This window comes from Brotomerdimonas butyrica (genome assembly GCF_025567305.1).
GTDB lineage: Bacteria > Bacillota > Clostridia > Peptostreptococcales > Anaerovoracaceae > Lentihominibacter > Lentihominibacter butyricus.
In genome coordinates, this window is record NZ_JAOQJP010000002.1 from 33,659 (window position 1) to 49,625 (window position 15,967).

Annotated in this window: 12 protein-coding genes; all 12 read right to left on the minus strand. The window is 51.3% G+C overall.

The window, feature by feature from the left end:
• Positions 1–26: 26 nt before the first annotated feature.
• The 12 genes from fabG to thiH all read right to left on the minus strand — a co-directional run bounded on the left by fabG (position 27) and on the right by thiH (position 15,937).
• Positions 27–770 carry a 3-oxoacyl-[acyl-carrier-protein] reductase gene (gene fabG, locus OCV59_RS01515; RefSeq protein WP_147592564.1) on the minus strand — a complete coding sequence of 248 codons (744 nt, stop codon included), beginning with the start codon at positions 768–770 and terminating at the stop codon, positions 27–29.
• 38 nt (positions 771–808) lie between these two features.
• Entirely contained in the window at positions 809–1,789 is a 981-nt protein-coding gene (locus OCV59_RS01520; RefSeq protein ID WP_147592565.1) for an ACP S-malonyltransferase, read from the minus strand.
• A complete protein-coding gene (gene fabK, locus OCV59_RS01525) occupies positions 1,746–2,699 on the minus strand; it encodes an enoyl-[acyl-carrier-protein] reductase FabK (RefSeq protein ID WP_147592566.1) in 954 nt (317 codons plus the stop codon). Before fabK ends, OCV59_RS01520 begins: the two co-directional genes overlap by 44 nt.
• A 740-nt stretch (positions 2,700–3,439) precedes the next feature.
• Positions 3,440–4,093, minus strand: a complete 654-nt coding sequence (locus OCV59_RS01530) for an HAD family hydrolase (RefSeq protein ID WP_147592567.1) — start codon at positions 4,091–4,093, stop codon at positions 3,440–3,442.
• 25 nt (positions 4,094–4,118) lie between these two features.
• Positions 4,119–6,380 (minus strand): Tex family protein, encoded by a 2,262-nt coding sequence (locus OCV59_RS01535; protein WP_147592568.1) that lies wholly within the window; start codon positions 6,378–6,380, stop codon positions 4,119–4,121.
• A 7-nt stretch (positions 6,381–6,387) separates the two neighbouring features.
• Positions 6,388–7,489, minus strand: a protein-coding gene (gene prfB / locus OCV59_RS01540; RefSeq protein WP_147592569.1) for a peptide chain release factor 2 whose coding sequence is annotated in 2 segments (ribosomal slippage) — positions 6,388–7,413 and positions 7,415–7,489 — 1,101 coding nt in all. Because the reading frame shifts where the segments join, the coding sequence is not laid out codon by codon here.
• Between the two features lie 563 nt (positions 7,490–8,052).
• Entirely contained in the window at positions 8,053–10,818 is a 2,766-nt protein-coding gene (gene secA, locus OCV59_RS01545) for a preprotein translocase subunit SecA (protein ID WP_147592570.1), read from the minus strand.
• A 95-nt stretch (positions 10,819–10,913) separates the two neighbouring features.
• A complete protein-coding gene (locus OCV59_RS01550) occupies positions 10,914–12,215 on the minus strand; it encodes an HlyC/CorC family transporter (protein WP_147592571.1) in 1,302 nt (433 codons plus the stop codon).
• 234 nt (positions 12,216–12,449) lie between these two features.
• The gene (gene thiD / locus OCV59_RS01555) at positions 12,450–13,250 is read right to left on the minus strand and encodes a bifunctional hydroxymethylpyrimidine kinase/phosphomethylpyrimidine kinase (RefSeq protein WP_147592572.1); all 801 of its coding nucleotides are present in this window, start codon (positions 13,248–13,250) and stop codon (positions 12,450–12,452) included.
• Positions 13,251–13,385: 135 nt separating this feature from the next.
• Complete coding sequence (gene thiE, locus OCV59_RS01560; RefSeq protein ID WP_147592573.1) at positions 13,386–14,024, minus strand: thiamine phosphate synthase; 639 nt, start codon at positions 14,022–14,024, stop codon at positions 13,386–13,388.
• Positions 14,008–14,646 carry a thiamine phosphate synthase gene (locus tag OCV59_RS01565; protein ID WP_147592574.1) on the minus strand — a complete coding sequence of 213 codons (639 nt, stop codon included), beginning with the start codon at positions 14,644–14,646 and terminating at the stop codon, positions 14,008–14,010. Before OCV59_RS01565 ends, thiE begins: the two co-directional genes overlap by 17 nt.
• A complete protein-coding gene (gene thiH, locus OCV59_RS01570; protein WP_147592937.1) occupies positions 14,639–15,937 on the minus strand; it encodes a 2-iminoacetate synthase ThiH in 1,299 nt (432 codons plus the stop codon). Before thiH ends, OCV59_RS01565 begins: the two co-directional genes overlap by 8 nt.
• Positions 15,938–15,967 lie beyond the last annotated feature (30 nt).

Genomic DNA, 15,967 nt, shown 5'->3' on the forward strand with positions numbered 1-15,967 from the left:
TGAGTTCCTCCTTGAAAAATCCTGTATTACATTATTATTCCGCCGTCTACGCTGATGACCTGTCCCGTGATATATGATCCCATATCCGAGGCGAGGAAAAGCGCCGTGTTCGCGATATCTTCGGGCTGTCCGAGTCTTCCCAGCGTGATGTTCTTCGCAGCTGCTTCCTTCTGTTCATCTGTGAGCACTGCAGTCATGTCTGTTTCGATGAATCCCGGTGCGATCGCATTCACTCTTATGCCGCGTCTTCCGAGCTCTTTCGCTGCGGAAAGCGTCATGCCGACAACGCCGGCTTTCGATGCGCTGTAGTTCACCTGTGCAGGGTTGCCCTTGAGTCCCGAAACTGACGCCATGTTGATGATGACTCCGCTTCTCTTCTTGACCATGAGTGCAGAGAGCTCCTTCATCATGTAAAACGCGCCGTTCAGGTTTGCGTTTATTACTTTTGTAAAGTCTTCAGCGTCCATTCTCATCATCAGTTTATCGTTGGTGATGCCTGCGTTGTTGACGAGTATATCCACTTTCTTATCGAAATCTGTCTTTATCAGTTCTGCGACTTTCTTTGCGGTTTCCGGATCTGCGACGTCGCCTTTCACTACGCACACCTGCGTGCCAAGCGTTCCGAGCTCGGCTGCAGTCTTTTCGGCTTCGGCATCGTTGCTCCTGTAGCAGAGCACTACGTTAGCGCCGTTTTCGCAGAATATCTTCGCTATAGCTTTGCCGATCCCTCTGACTCCGCCTGTCACTACTGCTGTTTTTCCTTTTAACATATATGTCCTCCTGTATGTGCTGAAAAAGTGCGCCGCGCCTAAAGCATCTCTGCGAGCTTCTGCACAGTTTCGTTCAGTGTCTCCACGTTTTCTACATTGAGTGCCGCGATCTCAGGGCATGTCTTTTTTGTAAGTCCTGTCAGCGTGTGTCCCGGACCCACTTCTACGATAGCCTTGACGCCATCGGCTTCGAATCTCTTAATGATCTCTTCCCAGTACACAGGGCTCATCGCCTGCTTTGCCAGCATGTCTGTAAGGTAAGCGCCTGCATCTGTTCCATCGAAGTCCTTCATGATATCGTCTGCAGTGACATTTGCATAGACAGTCTTCTCCGGAGCCTTCAGATCAGCTGCGAGCAGCACGTCTCTGAGCTTTTCTGCAGCCGGAACCATCATCGGACTGTGAAAAGCCGTGCTCACTCCGAGCGGGATAGCTTTTACGCCTTTTGCCTTTGCTGCTCTTCTGAAGCGCTTCAGCGCTGCCTTGTCTCCTGCTACTACTGTCTGCACCGGCGAGTTGAAGTTCACACCTTCGAGGATACCGTCTTCTCTCGCTTCTTCGACTGCCTCCAGGATCGCCTGTCTGTCACCGATACCTGCCGCCATGCCGCCCTTTGCATTGCCTTCCTCGTCAAGACCTGCCTGCTGCATCAGCACGCCTCTCTTGGAAACTATGTCGATGCCTTTGCTTATCTCGTCGATAGCTCCTGCTGCAGTCAGCGCTGAATATTCTCCGAGGCTGAAGCCTGCCAGTGCGGTGATCTCCAGCTTGTCTGCGATGCCCTGCTTTTTGAGCTCTGCGAGCAGCGCTTCATAAGCTGCCATCGTTGTCGTGTATATCGTCGGCTGGGTGACGTGCGTCTGCTTGAGTGTATCCGCATCACCGTTGAAGCACCAGTCTTTCACCTGATCTCCCGCCATGTCGAATACTGCCTTTGCTTCGGGATAAGTCTCGTAGAGATCCTTTCCCATGCCGCTATACTGTGCGCCCTGCCCTGCAAATACTATTCCTATCTTCATAAACTTCTGCCGCCTCCTTAAACATTTCTTCTATCATCTCTGCAGCAGGCTGCTCTTTCTTCACAAGGCCTGCGATCTGTCCCGACATGATATTTCCGTTGTCTGCATCTCCGTTCACAACTGCTGCCGCGAGTGTGCCTGTGCAGAGTTCGTTGATCTCCTCTTCAGGAGCATTCTTCTTCTCGAGCGAAAGTATCTTTCTCGCGAGTTTGTTCTTGATTATTCTTACAGGGTGTCCCGTGCTCCTGCCTGTAGCTACTGTCGACGAATCCTTTGCTTTCAGGATCGCGTCCTTGTATCCCTGATGTATGATGCATTCGTCTGCGACGAGGAATCTTGTTCCCACCTGGACGCCTTTCGCTCCCAGCATGTATGCCGCTGCGATACCTCTTCCGTCTGCGATGCCGCCTGCCGCGATGACCGGGATATCAAGCGCATCCACCATCTGCGGAATCAGCGCCATGGTCGTAGTCTCGCCTATGTGGCCGCCAGCCTCTGTTCCCTCTGCAACTACTGCATCCGCACCTGCACGCGCTACTCTCTGTGCCAGTGTCACGTTGGCTACTACAGGAACTACCTTGATGCCTGCTTCCTTTAGCTTTGCTATATATTTGCCCGGATTTCCCGCGCCTGTAGTCACGACTGCGACTTTCTCCTCACACACTACGTCCATCAGCTCGTCTACATTGTCTGCAAGCAGCATGATGTTGACACCAAACGGCTTGTCTGTCATCTCTCTTGTCTTCTTTATCTGGTCTCTGAGCCAGTCTGCGCTCTGACCGCCGGCTGCGATTATCCCAAGTCCGCCGCCGTTGCTGACTGCTGCTGCCAGATTGCACTCTGCGATCCTCGCCATAGCCCCCTGAATGATCGGGTATTCTGTTCCTAAGATCTCGCAAACATTCACCATATCGTACCTCCTCATCTGTTCTGATCTCTGTTTTGATACGCGGTTTTATCCGCACTGCTATTGTTAACTTTTTTTAGTTTTATATTCAAATACTTTGATAGTCAAACTATTTATATGATACTATTTTTCGGCATTTTCGTCAAGGAAAGGATGCAGGTGGCTGGAATGCGGGATTTGCGCGGAGCGGCAGGTGTATGTCGCAGCGATTTCAGCCATAAATCACTCATATCTACAGGTCTATGGCGGAAAAATGGAAATCTTATTCTTTTAAAACGTCGCTTGCATGATCTTCTGATGAGCTGCCAGCTCACGTATGCCCTTATTTCAGCCATATGATAAAGATTCGAACGAGTTGTGGCTGAAATATGGAAATCCACATCCAGTTGCAGCTATTGATCACGCTGCGCAAAAGCCACTGCCGCACTCGAACAGACTGAAATTTACATTTTTCAGCCACAGCAACATATAAAACGCCCAATTATGGCTGAAATCGCTGCGACAAACTGTAGATCTCACGGGTTCAGCTGAAAGAAAGCGCAGTATGTGAGTGGAACGCAGTGAACATTGCCTTTTTTCCCAGAGAATCGCATAGCGATCCCGGGAAATATCGCAGTCGATATTTCCCGCCACATAAAAATACCAATGACTCGCTCATCAAAGCAAATCATTGGTACTCTGAAATTTTCAAATCTTGCAGCACTGGCCGATGACAGCTGACATATCCAGCTTCGGCCATTTCATCATGCGATTATCTCCAGCAGCTCTTCCGGCTTCTGTATTATGTAGTCCGGCGCTGCTTCGCCAAGGTCTTCCTTTGTCATACCGTGAAGCGCCAGCGACCATGAAACCAGCACTGACCGCACGCCTGCATTCTTTGCACAGAGAAGATCGAAAAGCGTATCGCCCAGCATTATCGATGTTTCCGGCGAAGATCCCAGCTTTTCCAGGGTGATGTTTATCGGAGCCGGATCCGGCTTGTGTTTGTCCGTATCATCTGCGGTCAGGACCGCATCGAACATATCCTTTATCTCGTATTTCTCAAGCCCCTGCATCGTCGTGTTGTAGAGGCGGGATGTGACGAGTCCCGTCTTGTAGCCTCTGCGTTTCACTTCTGCGAGCAGCTCACGCATTCCCGGGAACAGATTTATCAGTTCGCCGAAGTTGTCGCGGTGAAAGCTTCTGTAGACCTCAAGCGCTTCCTCCGCCGGCACTTCCGGAAAGAATTTTTTCATCGTCAGCTCGAGAGGCTCGCCGAATGTCTTCACTATTACTTCCCGGTCTTCCTCTCTGCCCCTGAGAGTCCTGAACGTGTGCTGCCAGGACATCAGGATCACGTTGTTCGTATCCATGACAGTGCCGTCAAAATCAAAAAGCACTGTATCTATCTTGTTCATCAGTCATGCCCTCCATCATCTGACATCATTTGAGCTTCATCGTCAGCCCTATCTTCTGCTTTTCTCTGTCGATGCTGATTATCCTGACCTTTACGGTGTCGCCGACCGAAACGACATCCATCGGATGACTGATGTACTTGCGGCTCATCTGTGAAATGTGCACGAGTCCATCGTTCTTGACGCCGATGTCGACGAAGGCTCCGAAATCGACGACGTTTCTCACTGTTCCCTCCAGCTCCATATCGAGCTTCAGGTCGTCAAACGATTTGACGTCGTTTCTGAACACTACCGGCGGCGCGTCTTCACGCGGGTCTCTGCCCGGCTTTTTCATCTCGGCTACGATATCCGTCAGCGTCGGCACCCCTGCATCGAGGTCGGCAGCCATCCTTTCGATCGCTTTTTTCATATTTCTCTTAGGCTTTTCTTCTTTTGCGGAAAGCTCTGCAAGTGCCGCAAGCCCCTTGGCTCTCTTCTTCGGCTGTGCAGGTTTTTCCTCTTTGCCGTAAACGGACCAGATCCTGTCGTCTATGTCAGGGATCCCGCCTTTTTTGAGGTCATCCTTCTCTATGCCGAGCTTTTCCAGCATCGCTTCTGCAACTTTATATGACTCGGGATGCACCGAAGTGCTGTCCAGCGGATTTTTCCCGCCTGAGATCCTGATGAATCCTGCGCACTGGTTGAACGTCTTTTCTCCGAGCTTTGCGACTTTTTTCAGTTCTTTACGCTCTTTGAAAACGCCGTTCTGCTCTCTGTATGCGACGATGTTGCTCGCGATACCCATATTGATACCCGCAACGTGCGCCAGCAGTGAAGGCGATGCGGTATTGAGCTCGACTCCGACTCTGTTCACACAGTCCTCGACTACATTGTCAAGCGCGTTTTCCAGCAGTCCCTGATTGATATCGTGCTGATACTGACCTACGCCTATGCTCTTCGTCGGTATCTTCACGAGCTCTGCCAGCGGATCCTGAAGTCTCCTGCCGAGCGACATAGCGCCTCTGACCGTGACATCGAGGTCCGGATATTCCTCAGTTGCAAGCTTTGAAGCTGAATATACCGATGCGCCCGCTTCATTCACTATCGTGTAGCTGATATCTCTTCCCGACTTCTTTATGAAATCGGCTACGACTTCTTCCGTCTCTCTCGAAGCTGTGCCGTTACCGATGACGATCGTATTGATCCTGAACTTGTCGACAAGCTTGCCGAGCACAGCTTCAGTGCCCTTTATATCCTTCTTCGGCTCAGTCGGGAAAACTGTAGTGTATGCGAGAAGTTTTCCTGTCTCGTTGAGGACTGCGACTTTGCAGCCCGTCCTGTATCCCGGGTCGATGCTGATTATGCGCGCGCCCTTGACAGGCGGCACCATCAGGAGTTTTTCTGTATTTTTTGCAAAGACCTTGACCGCTTCGGCCTCGGCTCTCTCTGTCAGCATGTTCCTGAGCTCACGCTCTGCTGCAGGCGCCATCAGCCTTTTGTACGCATCCGCGATGGTCTCCTCGAGAAGCGGCCTGAAAATCGAATTTTCATTCGTTATCACCGCATCCTGCAGGATCTTTTCCATCTTCTCAGCGTCAGTCTGGACTTTTACCTTGAGTTTCTTTTCCTTTTCGCCCCTGTTGATCGCAAGTATCCTGTGATTCGGGATCTTTGCCGCGCCCTCGCTGTACTCGTAGTACATTTCGTACACGGTCTTCTCTTCCGGGTCGGCTGCCTCGGTCACTATGACTCCAGCATCATGCGTCTTTTCGCGGATCGCTGCAGTCAGCTCAGGATCGTCCGATATCATCTCGGCGATGATGTCGCATGCGCCCTTTATCGCTTCGTCCGCGGATGCAACGCCTTTTTCTTCGCTTATGAAAGGCTGTGCAAATTTCTGCGGTGTGCCGCTTTCCTCTTTCTGTTCGCGGAAAATCACGGCAAGCGGCTCGAGGCCTTTTTCTCTCGCTTTCGAAGCTCTTGTAGCTTTTTTCTTCTTGTATGGCTTATACAGGTCCTCGACACGCTGCAGCACTTCCGCTTCCCCGATCTGCGCGCGCAGCTCCTCCGTGAGTTTGCCCTGCTCTTCTATCAGTCTTATTACTTCGTCTTTTCTCTCCTGCAGGTTTCTAAGATATGTCAGTCTTTCATCCATATCTCTGAGGACAACGTCGCTCAGGCCGCCTGTCGCTTCTTTTCTGTAACGTGCTATGAACGGGATGGTGTTCCCCTCGTCGATAAGTGCAACAGTCTGCTGCACCTGTGATTCTCTGAGCTGGAATTCTCTCGCTATCGTTTCGATGATATTCACTGGCCTGCTACTCCTTCTGCTTTAATTTTTCATTTATAAAGTAATCGATATCTCCATCCATCACGGCGTCGACATTGCCGACTTCCGCGCCGGTCCTGTGGTCCTTGACCATCGTGTACGGATGGAACACGTACGATCTGATCTGGCTGCCCCATGTTATCTGGCTGTAGTCGCCCTTGAGCTCGTCGAGGTTCTCTTTCTTTTCCTGTTCCTTGAGCTCGATCAGCTTTGACATCAGCAGCTTCATCGCAGTTTCTCTGTTCTGGTGCTGCGATCGCTCGTTCTGGCACGTCACGACGATATTTGTCGGGATATGGGTGATCCTGATCGCCGAGTCGGTCTTGTTTACGTGCTGACCGCCGGCTCCGCTGGATCTGAACGTGTCGATCCTCAGATCGTCGCTGTTGATCTCCACTTCTTCATCGTCATCGATCTCCGGAACGACATCCAGCGATGCGAATGATGTGTGTCTTCTGCCGGACGAATCGAACGGCGATATGCGGACGAGTCTGTGTACACCTTTTTCATTTTTAAGATAGCCGTAGGCATACTCGCCCTCGACGAGAAGTGTCGCGCTCTTTATGCCTCCCTCGGTATCCTCCTGCATGTCTACCAGCTTGGACTTGAAGCCTTTCTTCTCGCACCATCTCGTATACATCCTGAAAAGCATCTCTGCCCAGTCCTGCGCGTCTGTGCCGCCGGAGCCTGCGTGCACCGAAATGATCGCGTTGTTCCTGTCATACTTGCCGTCGAGCAGCGTCCTGAGTCTCAGATCGTCCAGCGCTGCGGAAAGCTTTGCACATGCGTCCTCTGCTTCCTTTGCGAGGTCCTCGTCCTGCTCCTCATCGGCCATCTCGACCATGACTTCAAGATCTTCAAGCTGTCCGTTCAGGCTCTCGAGCTCCGAAAGCTTGCCCTCGATGGACTTCTTTTCTTTCATGTATTTCTGAGCGGAATCCGGGTCGTCCCAGAAGTCGCTCCTGTTCATTTCGTTTTCTATTTTTTCGAGTCGTTCCTTGAGCCCTGCCGGGTCAAAGGGACTCACCTGCCTCTTTCAACAGCGTCTGCAGCGCAGGTATCTGACCTTTTATCTGGTCAAGCTGTATCATTGTCTCACTTCCTCGTATTATATAGTAGTAGTGTTTAGAGACCCTCTCCAAGGTCTTTATTACTATTAAGTCATAGTCTTTTCTTTACCTTTTCTGTAGGTTCGACTATGATATTTAAGATGCTGTGGATCGGTTTCACACTCCTCGGTTTTATATGGTGCGGCCGCAGTCGCGGCCGATTATGGTTGCATTGTACCCTGTAAGTGCGCAGAGAAAATTCGTTGCCCCTGTGACATTCACGTTCGGGCTGCTAGCCGCTCTCTGCGTTCGCGGGCATCCCTTGCGAAAATTTTGCTTGCTGCTCGTCACCTCGCAGAGCAAAATGTTTTGACGGGGGACACTCCAACCGCTCTATCTCGTTTTCAACGAGCTACTCGCGGGGAGTCGTCCTTGCGTCGTTGGTCACCACGGGCTGAAGCCCTGTGACATTCACGTTCGGGCTGCTAGCCGCTCTCTGCGTTCGCGGGCATCCCTTGCGAAAATTTTGCTTGCTGCTCGTCACCTCGCAGAGCAAAATGTTTTGACGGGGGACACTCCTGCCGCTCTATCTCGTTTTCAACGAGCTACTCGCGGGGAGTCGTCCTCCCGCAGCAGTGTTTGTATTTTTTGCCGCTGCCGCATGGGCATGGGTCGTTTCTGCCTACTTTCGGGGCGTCTCTTCTGACGGTCTGCTGTTTGTGTTCTCTTTCGGGAACGACTGCGCCTGCCGGCACATCCTGGCCGCCTGACATCACTGCCTCTTCATCGAATTCGTCTTTTCTGCTCTCGCCGGTACCGATAACGTCTTTTCTCTCTGTAGTCGTCTGTACCGTAACGTTGTAGCAGAACTTCACGAAATCTTCCTTGATGGAGTTGACCAGCAGCTCGAACATGTCGAAGCCTTCCTGCGCATATGCCGCTGCAGGATCCTGTCCGCCCAGTCCCCTGAGGCCTATACCGCTTTTGAGCTGATCCATCGCATCGATGTGATCCATCCACTTATTGTCTACTACTCTGATCAGGATCATTCTCTCTACTTCTCTTAGACGTTCTTCGCCGATTTCTTCTTCCTTGGCTTTGTATAGATCCTCAAAGTCCGCATACAGACCTGCCTTGAGGCTTTCCTCATCCATATCTGCAAGCGTTTCCTTGTCAAAATCGAGTGGCTCGAATGCCGGAGTGATCTTTCTCAGACCCTTGTTTATCGTCTCAAAATCCCATTCCTCTGCGAACTTTGAAGCCACGACTACAGGATCCACCACTTCGTCGATCAGCTGGTGTGTCATCGAAACGAGGTCCTCTCTGAGATTTTCTCCAAACAGTACCTTCTTACGCTCGCCGTAGATTATCTCACGCTGCTTGTTCATTACATTGTCGTACTGCAGCACGTATTTTCTTATGGAAAAGTTCTTGCCTTCCACTTTCTTCTGGGCGTTTTCGATCTGCTTCGTGATCATCTTCGCTTCTATGGCCTCGTCTTCTTCGACGCCGAGTCGCTGTATGATATTCTGCATCCTTTCACCGCCGAAAAGTCTCATGAGGTCGTCTTCAGTCGAGATGCAGAACTGTGTCTGACCAGGGTCTCCCTGTCTTCCCGAACGACCTCTGAGCTGGTTGTCTATACGTCTGGATTCGTGACGCTCAGTACCTATGATGTAAAGGCCGCCGAGCTCTACTACCTTCTCCTGTTCAGCCTTTCTCTCTTCTTTGTATTTTTCAAGAAGCTTTCTGTATTCTTCACGCGCCTTGAGCAGTTCTTCATCGTCGCTCTGCACGAAGCTGGTCGCAAATGCTATCGCATCCTCGTCGTATCCGTTTGCAGCCATTTCCTTCTTCGCTTCGAATTCCGGATTTCCGCCGAGTATGATATCGGTACCTCTTCCGGCCATGTTCGTCGCGATCGTTATCGCGCCGAGACGTCCTGCCTCTGCGATGATCTGCGCTTCTTTTTCATGCTGCTTCGCGTTCAGGACATTGAAATCCTTTATGCCTCTCTTCTTGAGGGCGTCTGCGATAAGCTCCGACTTTTCTATGGAAATCGTACCTACGAGGACAGGCTGGCCTTTTTTGTGTGCCTCTTCGACTCTGTCCACGATCGATTTGTACTTGCCCTTTTCCGTCGCATAAACGGCATCCTGCAGGTCATTTCTGACAACAGGCTTATTCGTCGGGATAACGACTACGTCCATGTTGTATATATCTCTGAATTCGCTTTCCTCGGTCTTCGCCGTACCGGTCATCCCCGCGAGCTTCTGATACATTCTGAAGTAATTCTGCAGCGTTATCGTTGCAAGTGTCTTCGATTCCGAACGCACCAGCACGTTTTCCTTGGCTTCGATCGCCTGGTGGAGTCCGTCGCTGTATCTTCTTCCGAACATCAGACGTCCCGTGAACTCATCGACGATGACGATCTCGCCGTCCTTTACGATATAGTCTACATCACGCTTCATCATGTTTCTGGCCTTCAGAGCCTGCAGCACGTGATGGTTTATTTCCATGTTCTCCGGGTCAGAGAAGTTCTCCACGCCGAAATATTTTTCACACTTCTCGACACCTTCGTCGGTGAGCGCGATCTGCTTGTCTTTTTCTTCTATCGTAAAGTCGTCCTCTACCTTCAGCGTTCTGACGAATCCGTCCGCACGCTTGTACATGTCTGTCGACTTGTCACCTTTTCCCGAAATGATCAGCGGTGTTCTCGCTTCGTCGATCAGGATGGAGTCGACTTCGTCGATGATGGCATAGTTGAGCTCACGCTGCATCATCGCTTCTTTGTAAACGACCATGTTGTCACGCAGATAGTCGAAACCGTATTCGTTGTTCGTTCCATATGTTATATCTGCCAGGTATGCCGCACGCCTTTCCTCTTCCGAGATACCGTGTATAACGCAGCCTACTGTCAGTCCGAGGAATGTGTAAAGCTTGCCCATCCACTCCATGTCTCGCTTTGCCAGGTAGTCGTTGACTGTAACGACGTGCACGCCTTTTCCTTCCAGCGCGTTCAGATACGCAGGGAGTGTAGCAACGAGGGTCTTACCTTCACCTGTCTTCATTTCTGATATCCTGCCCTGGTGAAGCACGATACCGCCGATGATCTGCACGTAGAAGTGTTTCATTCCCAGGCTTCTCCATGCTCCTTCACGGCATACTGCAAATGCTTCCGGCAGGATGTCGTCGAGTGTTTCTCCGCCTTCCTGCACACGTTTCTGGAATTCTGCAGTCTTCTCACGAAGCTGCTCGTCCGTCAGCGCCTGCATTTCCTCGTCATAAGCCATGACTTTATCTGCTATTTTCGAGACTTTTTTTACTTCTTTTTCATTAAGATCTCCAAAGATCTTTTCCATCAAGCCCATCTATATTCTCCTTTCATTAATTTGTCGACTGAAAGTCGACATTAAGGTTATCCTTTAGGGTTTCATATATTCGTCGGTAAAAGACCGGCATCAGGTCATCCTCTCGCCTTTTTCCCTGAAGCGCCGTTATCGCCGGCATCCCCAGCTTCTTCAACTTTAAGATTTATCTCTATCGCCTTGCGCCCGTCCGCCTTGGTGACCCGCACCTTCAGCTTCTTGTCGCCTGCGATCTCCTCAAACGAATCATTCTTTTCCGGAAGTTTGTCCAGCTTTTCCACGACCCAGCCATTCACAGTGACCGCATCAGACTCGTCATCGATCTTCAGATAGTCGAAAACCTTGTTGATGTTGGCACTGCACTTTACACGAAAACTGCCGTTTTGCAGCGGCATCACATTCTTCGAAAGCACGACGTCATGCTCGTCGAATATCTCCCCGACCAGCTCCTCGATGATGTCCTCCATAGTGACCAGTCCTTCGGTCCCGCCGTACTCGTCTATCACGATCGCCATGTGCGTCTTGAGCTGCTGCATCTTCTTGAGAAGATCTGAGATCTTCATCGCAGTGCCCACGAACACTACCGGCATCACATAATCTGCGATAGCCTTGTCTGTGCCTACTATATAATTGTAAAAATCCTTCTGATTGATGACTCCGATTATCTTGTCGATCTCCTCCTCGTACACCGGCATCCTGGAATACCCCGTATCTCTGAAAAGATCTGCAAGTTCCTCTTTCGTGCATTCTTCGACATCGATCGCTGTCATCTTCGGACGCGGCGTCATCACGTCTTCTGCCTTCAGTTCATAAAACTCGATCGCATTCTGTATCAGCTCGCTGTGCTTTTCCTCGATGCTGCCTGCATGCTCAGCCTCTTCGACCATGGTCATTATCTCGTCTTCAGTTATTTTTTCCTCGGAGTTGAGTTTCAGAATCTTTGCCACAAGCTCTTTCCATTTTGTAAATATGAAATTTACCGGGGTCATCACTACCATAAACTTATCAAGAAACGGCGCCGAAGCCATCGCAAAGCCCTCAGGCATTTCCTTGGCGATGCTTTTCGGCGTTATCTCACCGAAAACCAGCACGACGACTGTTATGACTACAGTTGCAATTGTTGCACCGTATGAACCGAAAATTTTTACAAACAGGATCGTAGCTATCGATGTCATAGCTATGTTAACGATATTGTTACCTACGAGTATTGTCGTGAGCAGCTTGTCGTATTTCTCGGAAAGCTTCAGCACACGGTCTGCCTTGCGATTGCCGTCGCCGGCCATATTCTTGAGTCGTATCCTGTTGACCGAAGTAAAAGCTGTCTCCGTTGCCGAAAAATATGCCGAAAACATTACAAGCACTATTATGATGAGCACATTTCTGATAATGTCATCACTCATTAAGTATGATCCACTCCTTTCGCCTGCACCTGCCATGTACATCCGAAATGCCGGAAACGATATCCTTTGCATAATAAAAGGTATACTGACTGGTACAAATACCTAGTAATTCAGTATACCTTATTTTTCCTAGAAATGAAACTGATAAGACAATATTGCTATGTAAAATTCTTGTGAAGATGTGTGCAGAGGATGTGGATTCTGCACATTTTTCCGGATTTTGGGGACGGCAGTCTATATGAACCTGCTGCTCAGGTCGAATGCGTGATCGACCGGGCCGCTGCCTTTTCCGAGGTCCATCATCACCATCAGCGCTCCCGTCAGGTATGCCTTCGCCTCTGCCACAGCGCTCTCGAGATCCATGCCTTTGGCAAGATTCGAAGCGATCGCGCTCGACAGCGTGCATCCGGTCCCGTGCGTGTTCGGATTGTTTATCCTTTCCTGCGGCAGCCAGCACGCTCTGCCCTCTACGTACAGGAGATCGTCCGCATCTGAAACGCTGTGCCCGCCTTTGCATAACACCGCGCATCCGTAACTTTTCCGAAGTATCTCCGCTGCAAGCTGCATGTCTTCCCTGCCGGTGATCTCGATACCTGTCAGGACCTCAGCTTCCGGTATGTTCGGAGTTATCAGATCGGCGACCGGCAGCAGCTGAGTTTTCAGCGTTTCCACCGCATCTTCTGCCAGGAGCCTCGATCCGCTCGTCGAAACCATCACCGGATCGACCACGATATTCGCAGCATCGTGAGCTTTGAGCCGCTCCGCTATCACTGATATCAGCTGCGCAGAAGCCACCATGCCGGTCTTCACCGCATCTGGCCGGATATCATCGAACACCGCATCTATCTGCTGCGCCAGGAATTCCGGCGTCACTTCCATCACACCCGTAACGCCCATCGTGTTCTGCACGGTCAGCGCCGTCAGTGCGCTCATCCCGTATACGCCATTGGCCATCATCGTTTTAAGATCCGCCTGGATCCCCGCGCCGCCGCTGGGATCGCTGCCCGCTATAGTAAGCGCCGTTTTTCTCTTCATCTGTAGTTCCTTTCATATATTAGTCGGCGGTAGCCGACATAAAGGTTATCCTGCAAAGGGTTTCATATGTTTGTCGATCAGAGATCGGCATAAAGGTTATCCCTGCAAGGGTTTTCATTAGTTTGCCGTCCTGACTCAGTCAACCAGCTGCTCTGCCTCGGCTTTCATCAGCCCGGCGGTTTCCCTGATGTCTTCTGCTGCAAAGACTGCCGACACTACTGCAAAGCCCGCCATGCCGCATCCTTTCAGCTCTTTCATATTGTCAAGGCTCACTCCGCCGATCGCGACTGCCGGGATCTGCACCGAGCTGCAGATCTCTCTGAGCTGATCCTTCGTTATCCTGATCGCGCCCTGCTTCGTCGGCGACGGGAATACAGCACCCGAACCGATATAATCCGCGCCGTCAGCCTGCGCCCTGAGAGCCTGCTCTGCTGTTTTTGCCGTAACGCCGATTATGAAATCACTGCCCGCAAGCTTTCTTATCTCTGCCGCAGGTCTGTCGTCCTGCCCCACGTGCACTCCATCTGCACCTGATCTGAGCGCGACATCGACGTTGTCATTTATGATGAGCGGCACGCCGAAGCTGTGGCACAGCTCTCTCAGTCTGACGGCTTCGCGAATGAATTCGCTGTCATCCATATATTTTTCACGCAGCTGTACACAGGTCACGCCCCCCTCGAGCGCTTTCCTGACCTGGTCGTACAGTGTTTCATTCACTGCATGCACACGGTTCGTCACCGCGTAAAGCAGCAGCTGTTCACGTTTGAATTTCATTTTTATACTTACCTCCCGGTGTTTCCATCGCTGCGGATCTGAGTTCTGCCACGTATCTCTCCGGATCCGCGCAAGTCATCGCTCCGCTCATGACACACGCGCCCTTTGCACCTGCACGCTGCACTTCCGCTATATTCCCGGCGCCGATCCCGCCGATCCCGTATACCGGGATATTGACCGCTTCACATACCTCCCGCAGAAAACCCGTCCCACGCGGCGCGAGCCCCTTCTTGCAGTCAGTCGCAAAGACATGCCCCGCTGTTATATACGTGCACCCCAGCGCCTGCGCTTCGCGAGCCTCATCGACCGAATGGCACGACGCGCCCATTATTTCAAATGCGCTCCGCTCCTTTTCACTCATCTCACGGAGCACCGGCATCGGCAGATGCACCGGTGCTCCGAGCTCCGCTGCAACACGATGAAAGCTGTGCAGTATGCACAGCACGCCGCTCTGCCCGCAGGTCTCCATGACCTGCGCGGCAAGCGCCCTGTACCGCACTTCCTCAAGATCCTTCTCCCTCAGGATCACTCCTGAGAGTCCGCAGGCCGTCAGCTGCCGGATCTTTTCCAAAAAATCCCCCTCGCAGATCAGCCTGTTTGTGACGCATAGTAAATCAAACATAAAGATAATCGTTCAGCACCGGCTGCAGCCCTTCGCCTTCCATGTCGCTGTACATCCTGGCGAAGCTCCTGCCGTCGTTTATTTCGAACTGCTCATCCCCCTCTGTGCCTTCGCTTTCCTTTCCTGTGTACTTGCTCTCATGATCCCCGATACCCGTTGAAACTCCTGCCGACACTTTGGTCGCTGCGATCTTCACTATGCCGTTCCTGAAGCTTTCGCTTTCTCGCGATGATACGGTGATCCCCGCGAACGGCAGGAATATCCTGTACGCGCAAAGTATCTGGCAGAGCTGTTTTTCGTGGACGTCCAGCGGATTTATCTTGTCGTTGTTTACGATCGGCCTGAGTCGCGGACATGACAGCGACATTTCCGCATGCGGGTATTTTCTCTGCAGGTAATATACGTGCAGTGCTGTCGCGAGCGCGTCCTTTCTGAAATCCGAAAGTCCCAGGAGTGCTGAAAATCCAACGCCTCGCATGCCGCCCATCAGTGCTCTCTCCTGTGCTTCGAATCTGTACGGCCACACTCTCTTATGCCCCATCAGATGGAGCGTTTCGTACTTGTCGGGGTCGTATGTCTCCTGGAACACGGTGACATAGTCGGCTCCGCACTCGCGCAGGTATCTGTAGTCGTCTGTGTTGACCGGGTATATCTCGAGGCCGATCATCCTGAAATATTTGCGGGCGATGCGGCATGCCTCACCGATGTATTTCACGTCGCTCTTGCCGCGGCTTTCGCCGGTGAGGATCAGGATCTCTTCCATTCCCGAGTCCGCTATTATCTTCATCTCGTGCTCGATCTGGTCGAAGTCGAGCTTCATTCTGGTTATGTCGTTGTAGCAGTTGAAACCGCAGTAAACGCAGTAGTTTTCACAGTAATTCGCTATGTAAAGCGGCGTGAACAGGTAAACGCTGTTGCCGAAGTGCTTTCTGGTCTCCAGTCTGGCTTTCTGCGCCATTTCCTCGAGGAAAGGTTCTGCAGCCGGTGACAGGAGGGCTTTGAAGTCTTCGACTGTGCAGTATTCGTGGTCGAGCGCGTTCCTGACGTCACGCGCGGTGTAGCGGCTGTAGTCGTAAGACTCCATCTGTTCCATCACTTTGTCGCGGATGCCGGTGTCGATCTGCTCCATGTCCGGCATGTATTCCATGTGGTTTTTTCTTGAAGACGGGTCGTTTTCAAGTCTGTGCTTTTTTTCGAGTGCAGCCTCGGAAAGATTCGCCGAGTCTATGAAAAAATCGTTTTTCTGTGCGGTCTGCTTCGGCTGTTCCTGAATGTCCTGAGGGCCGGTCATTTTCTTTTCTTCACTGTTGTTTTGCATGAT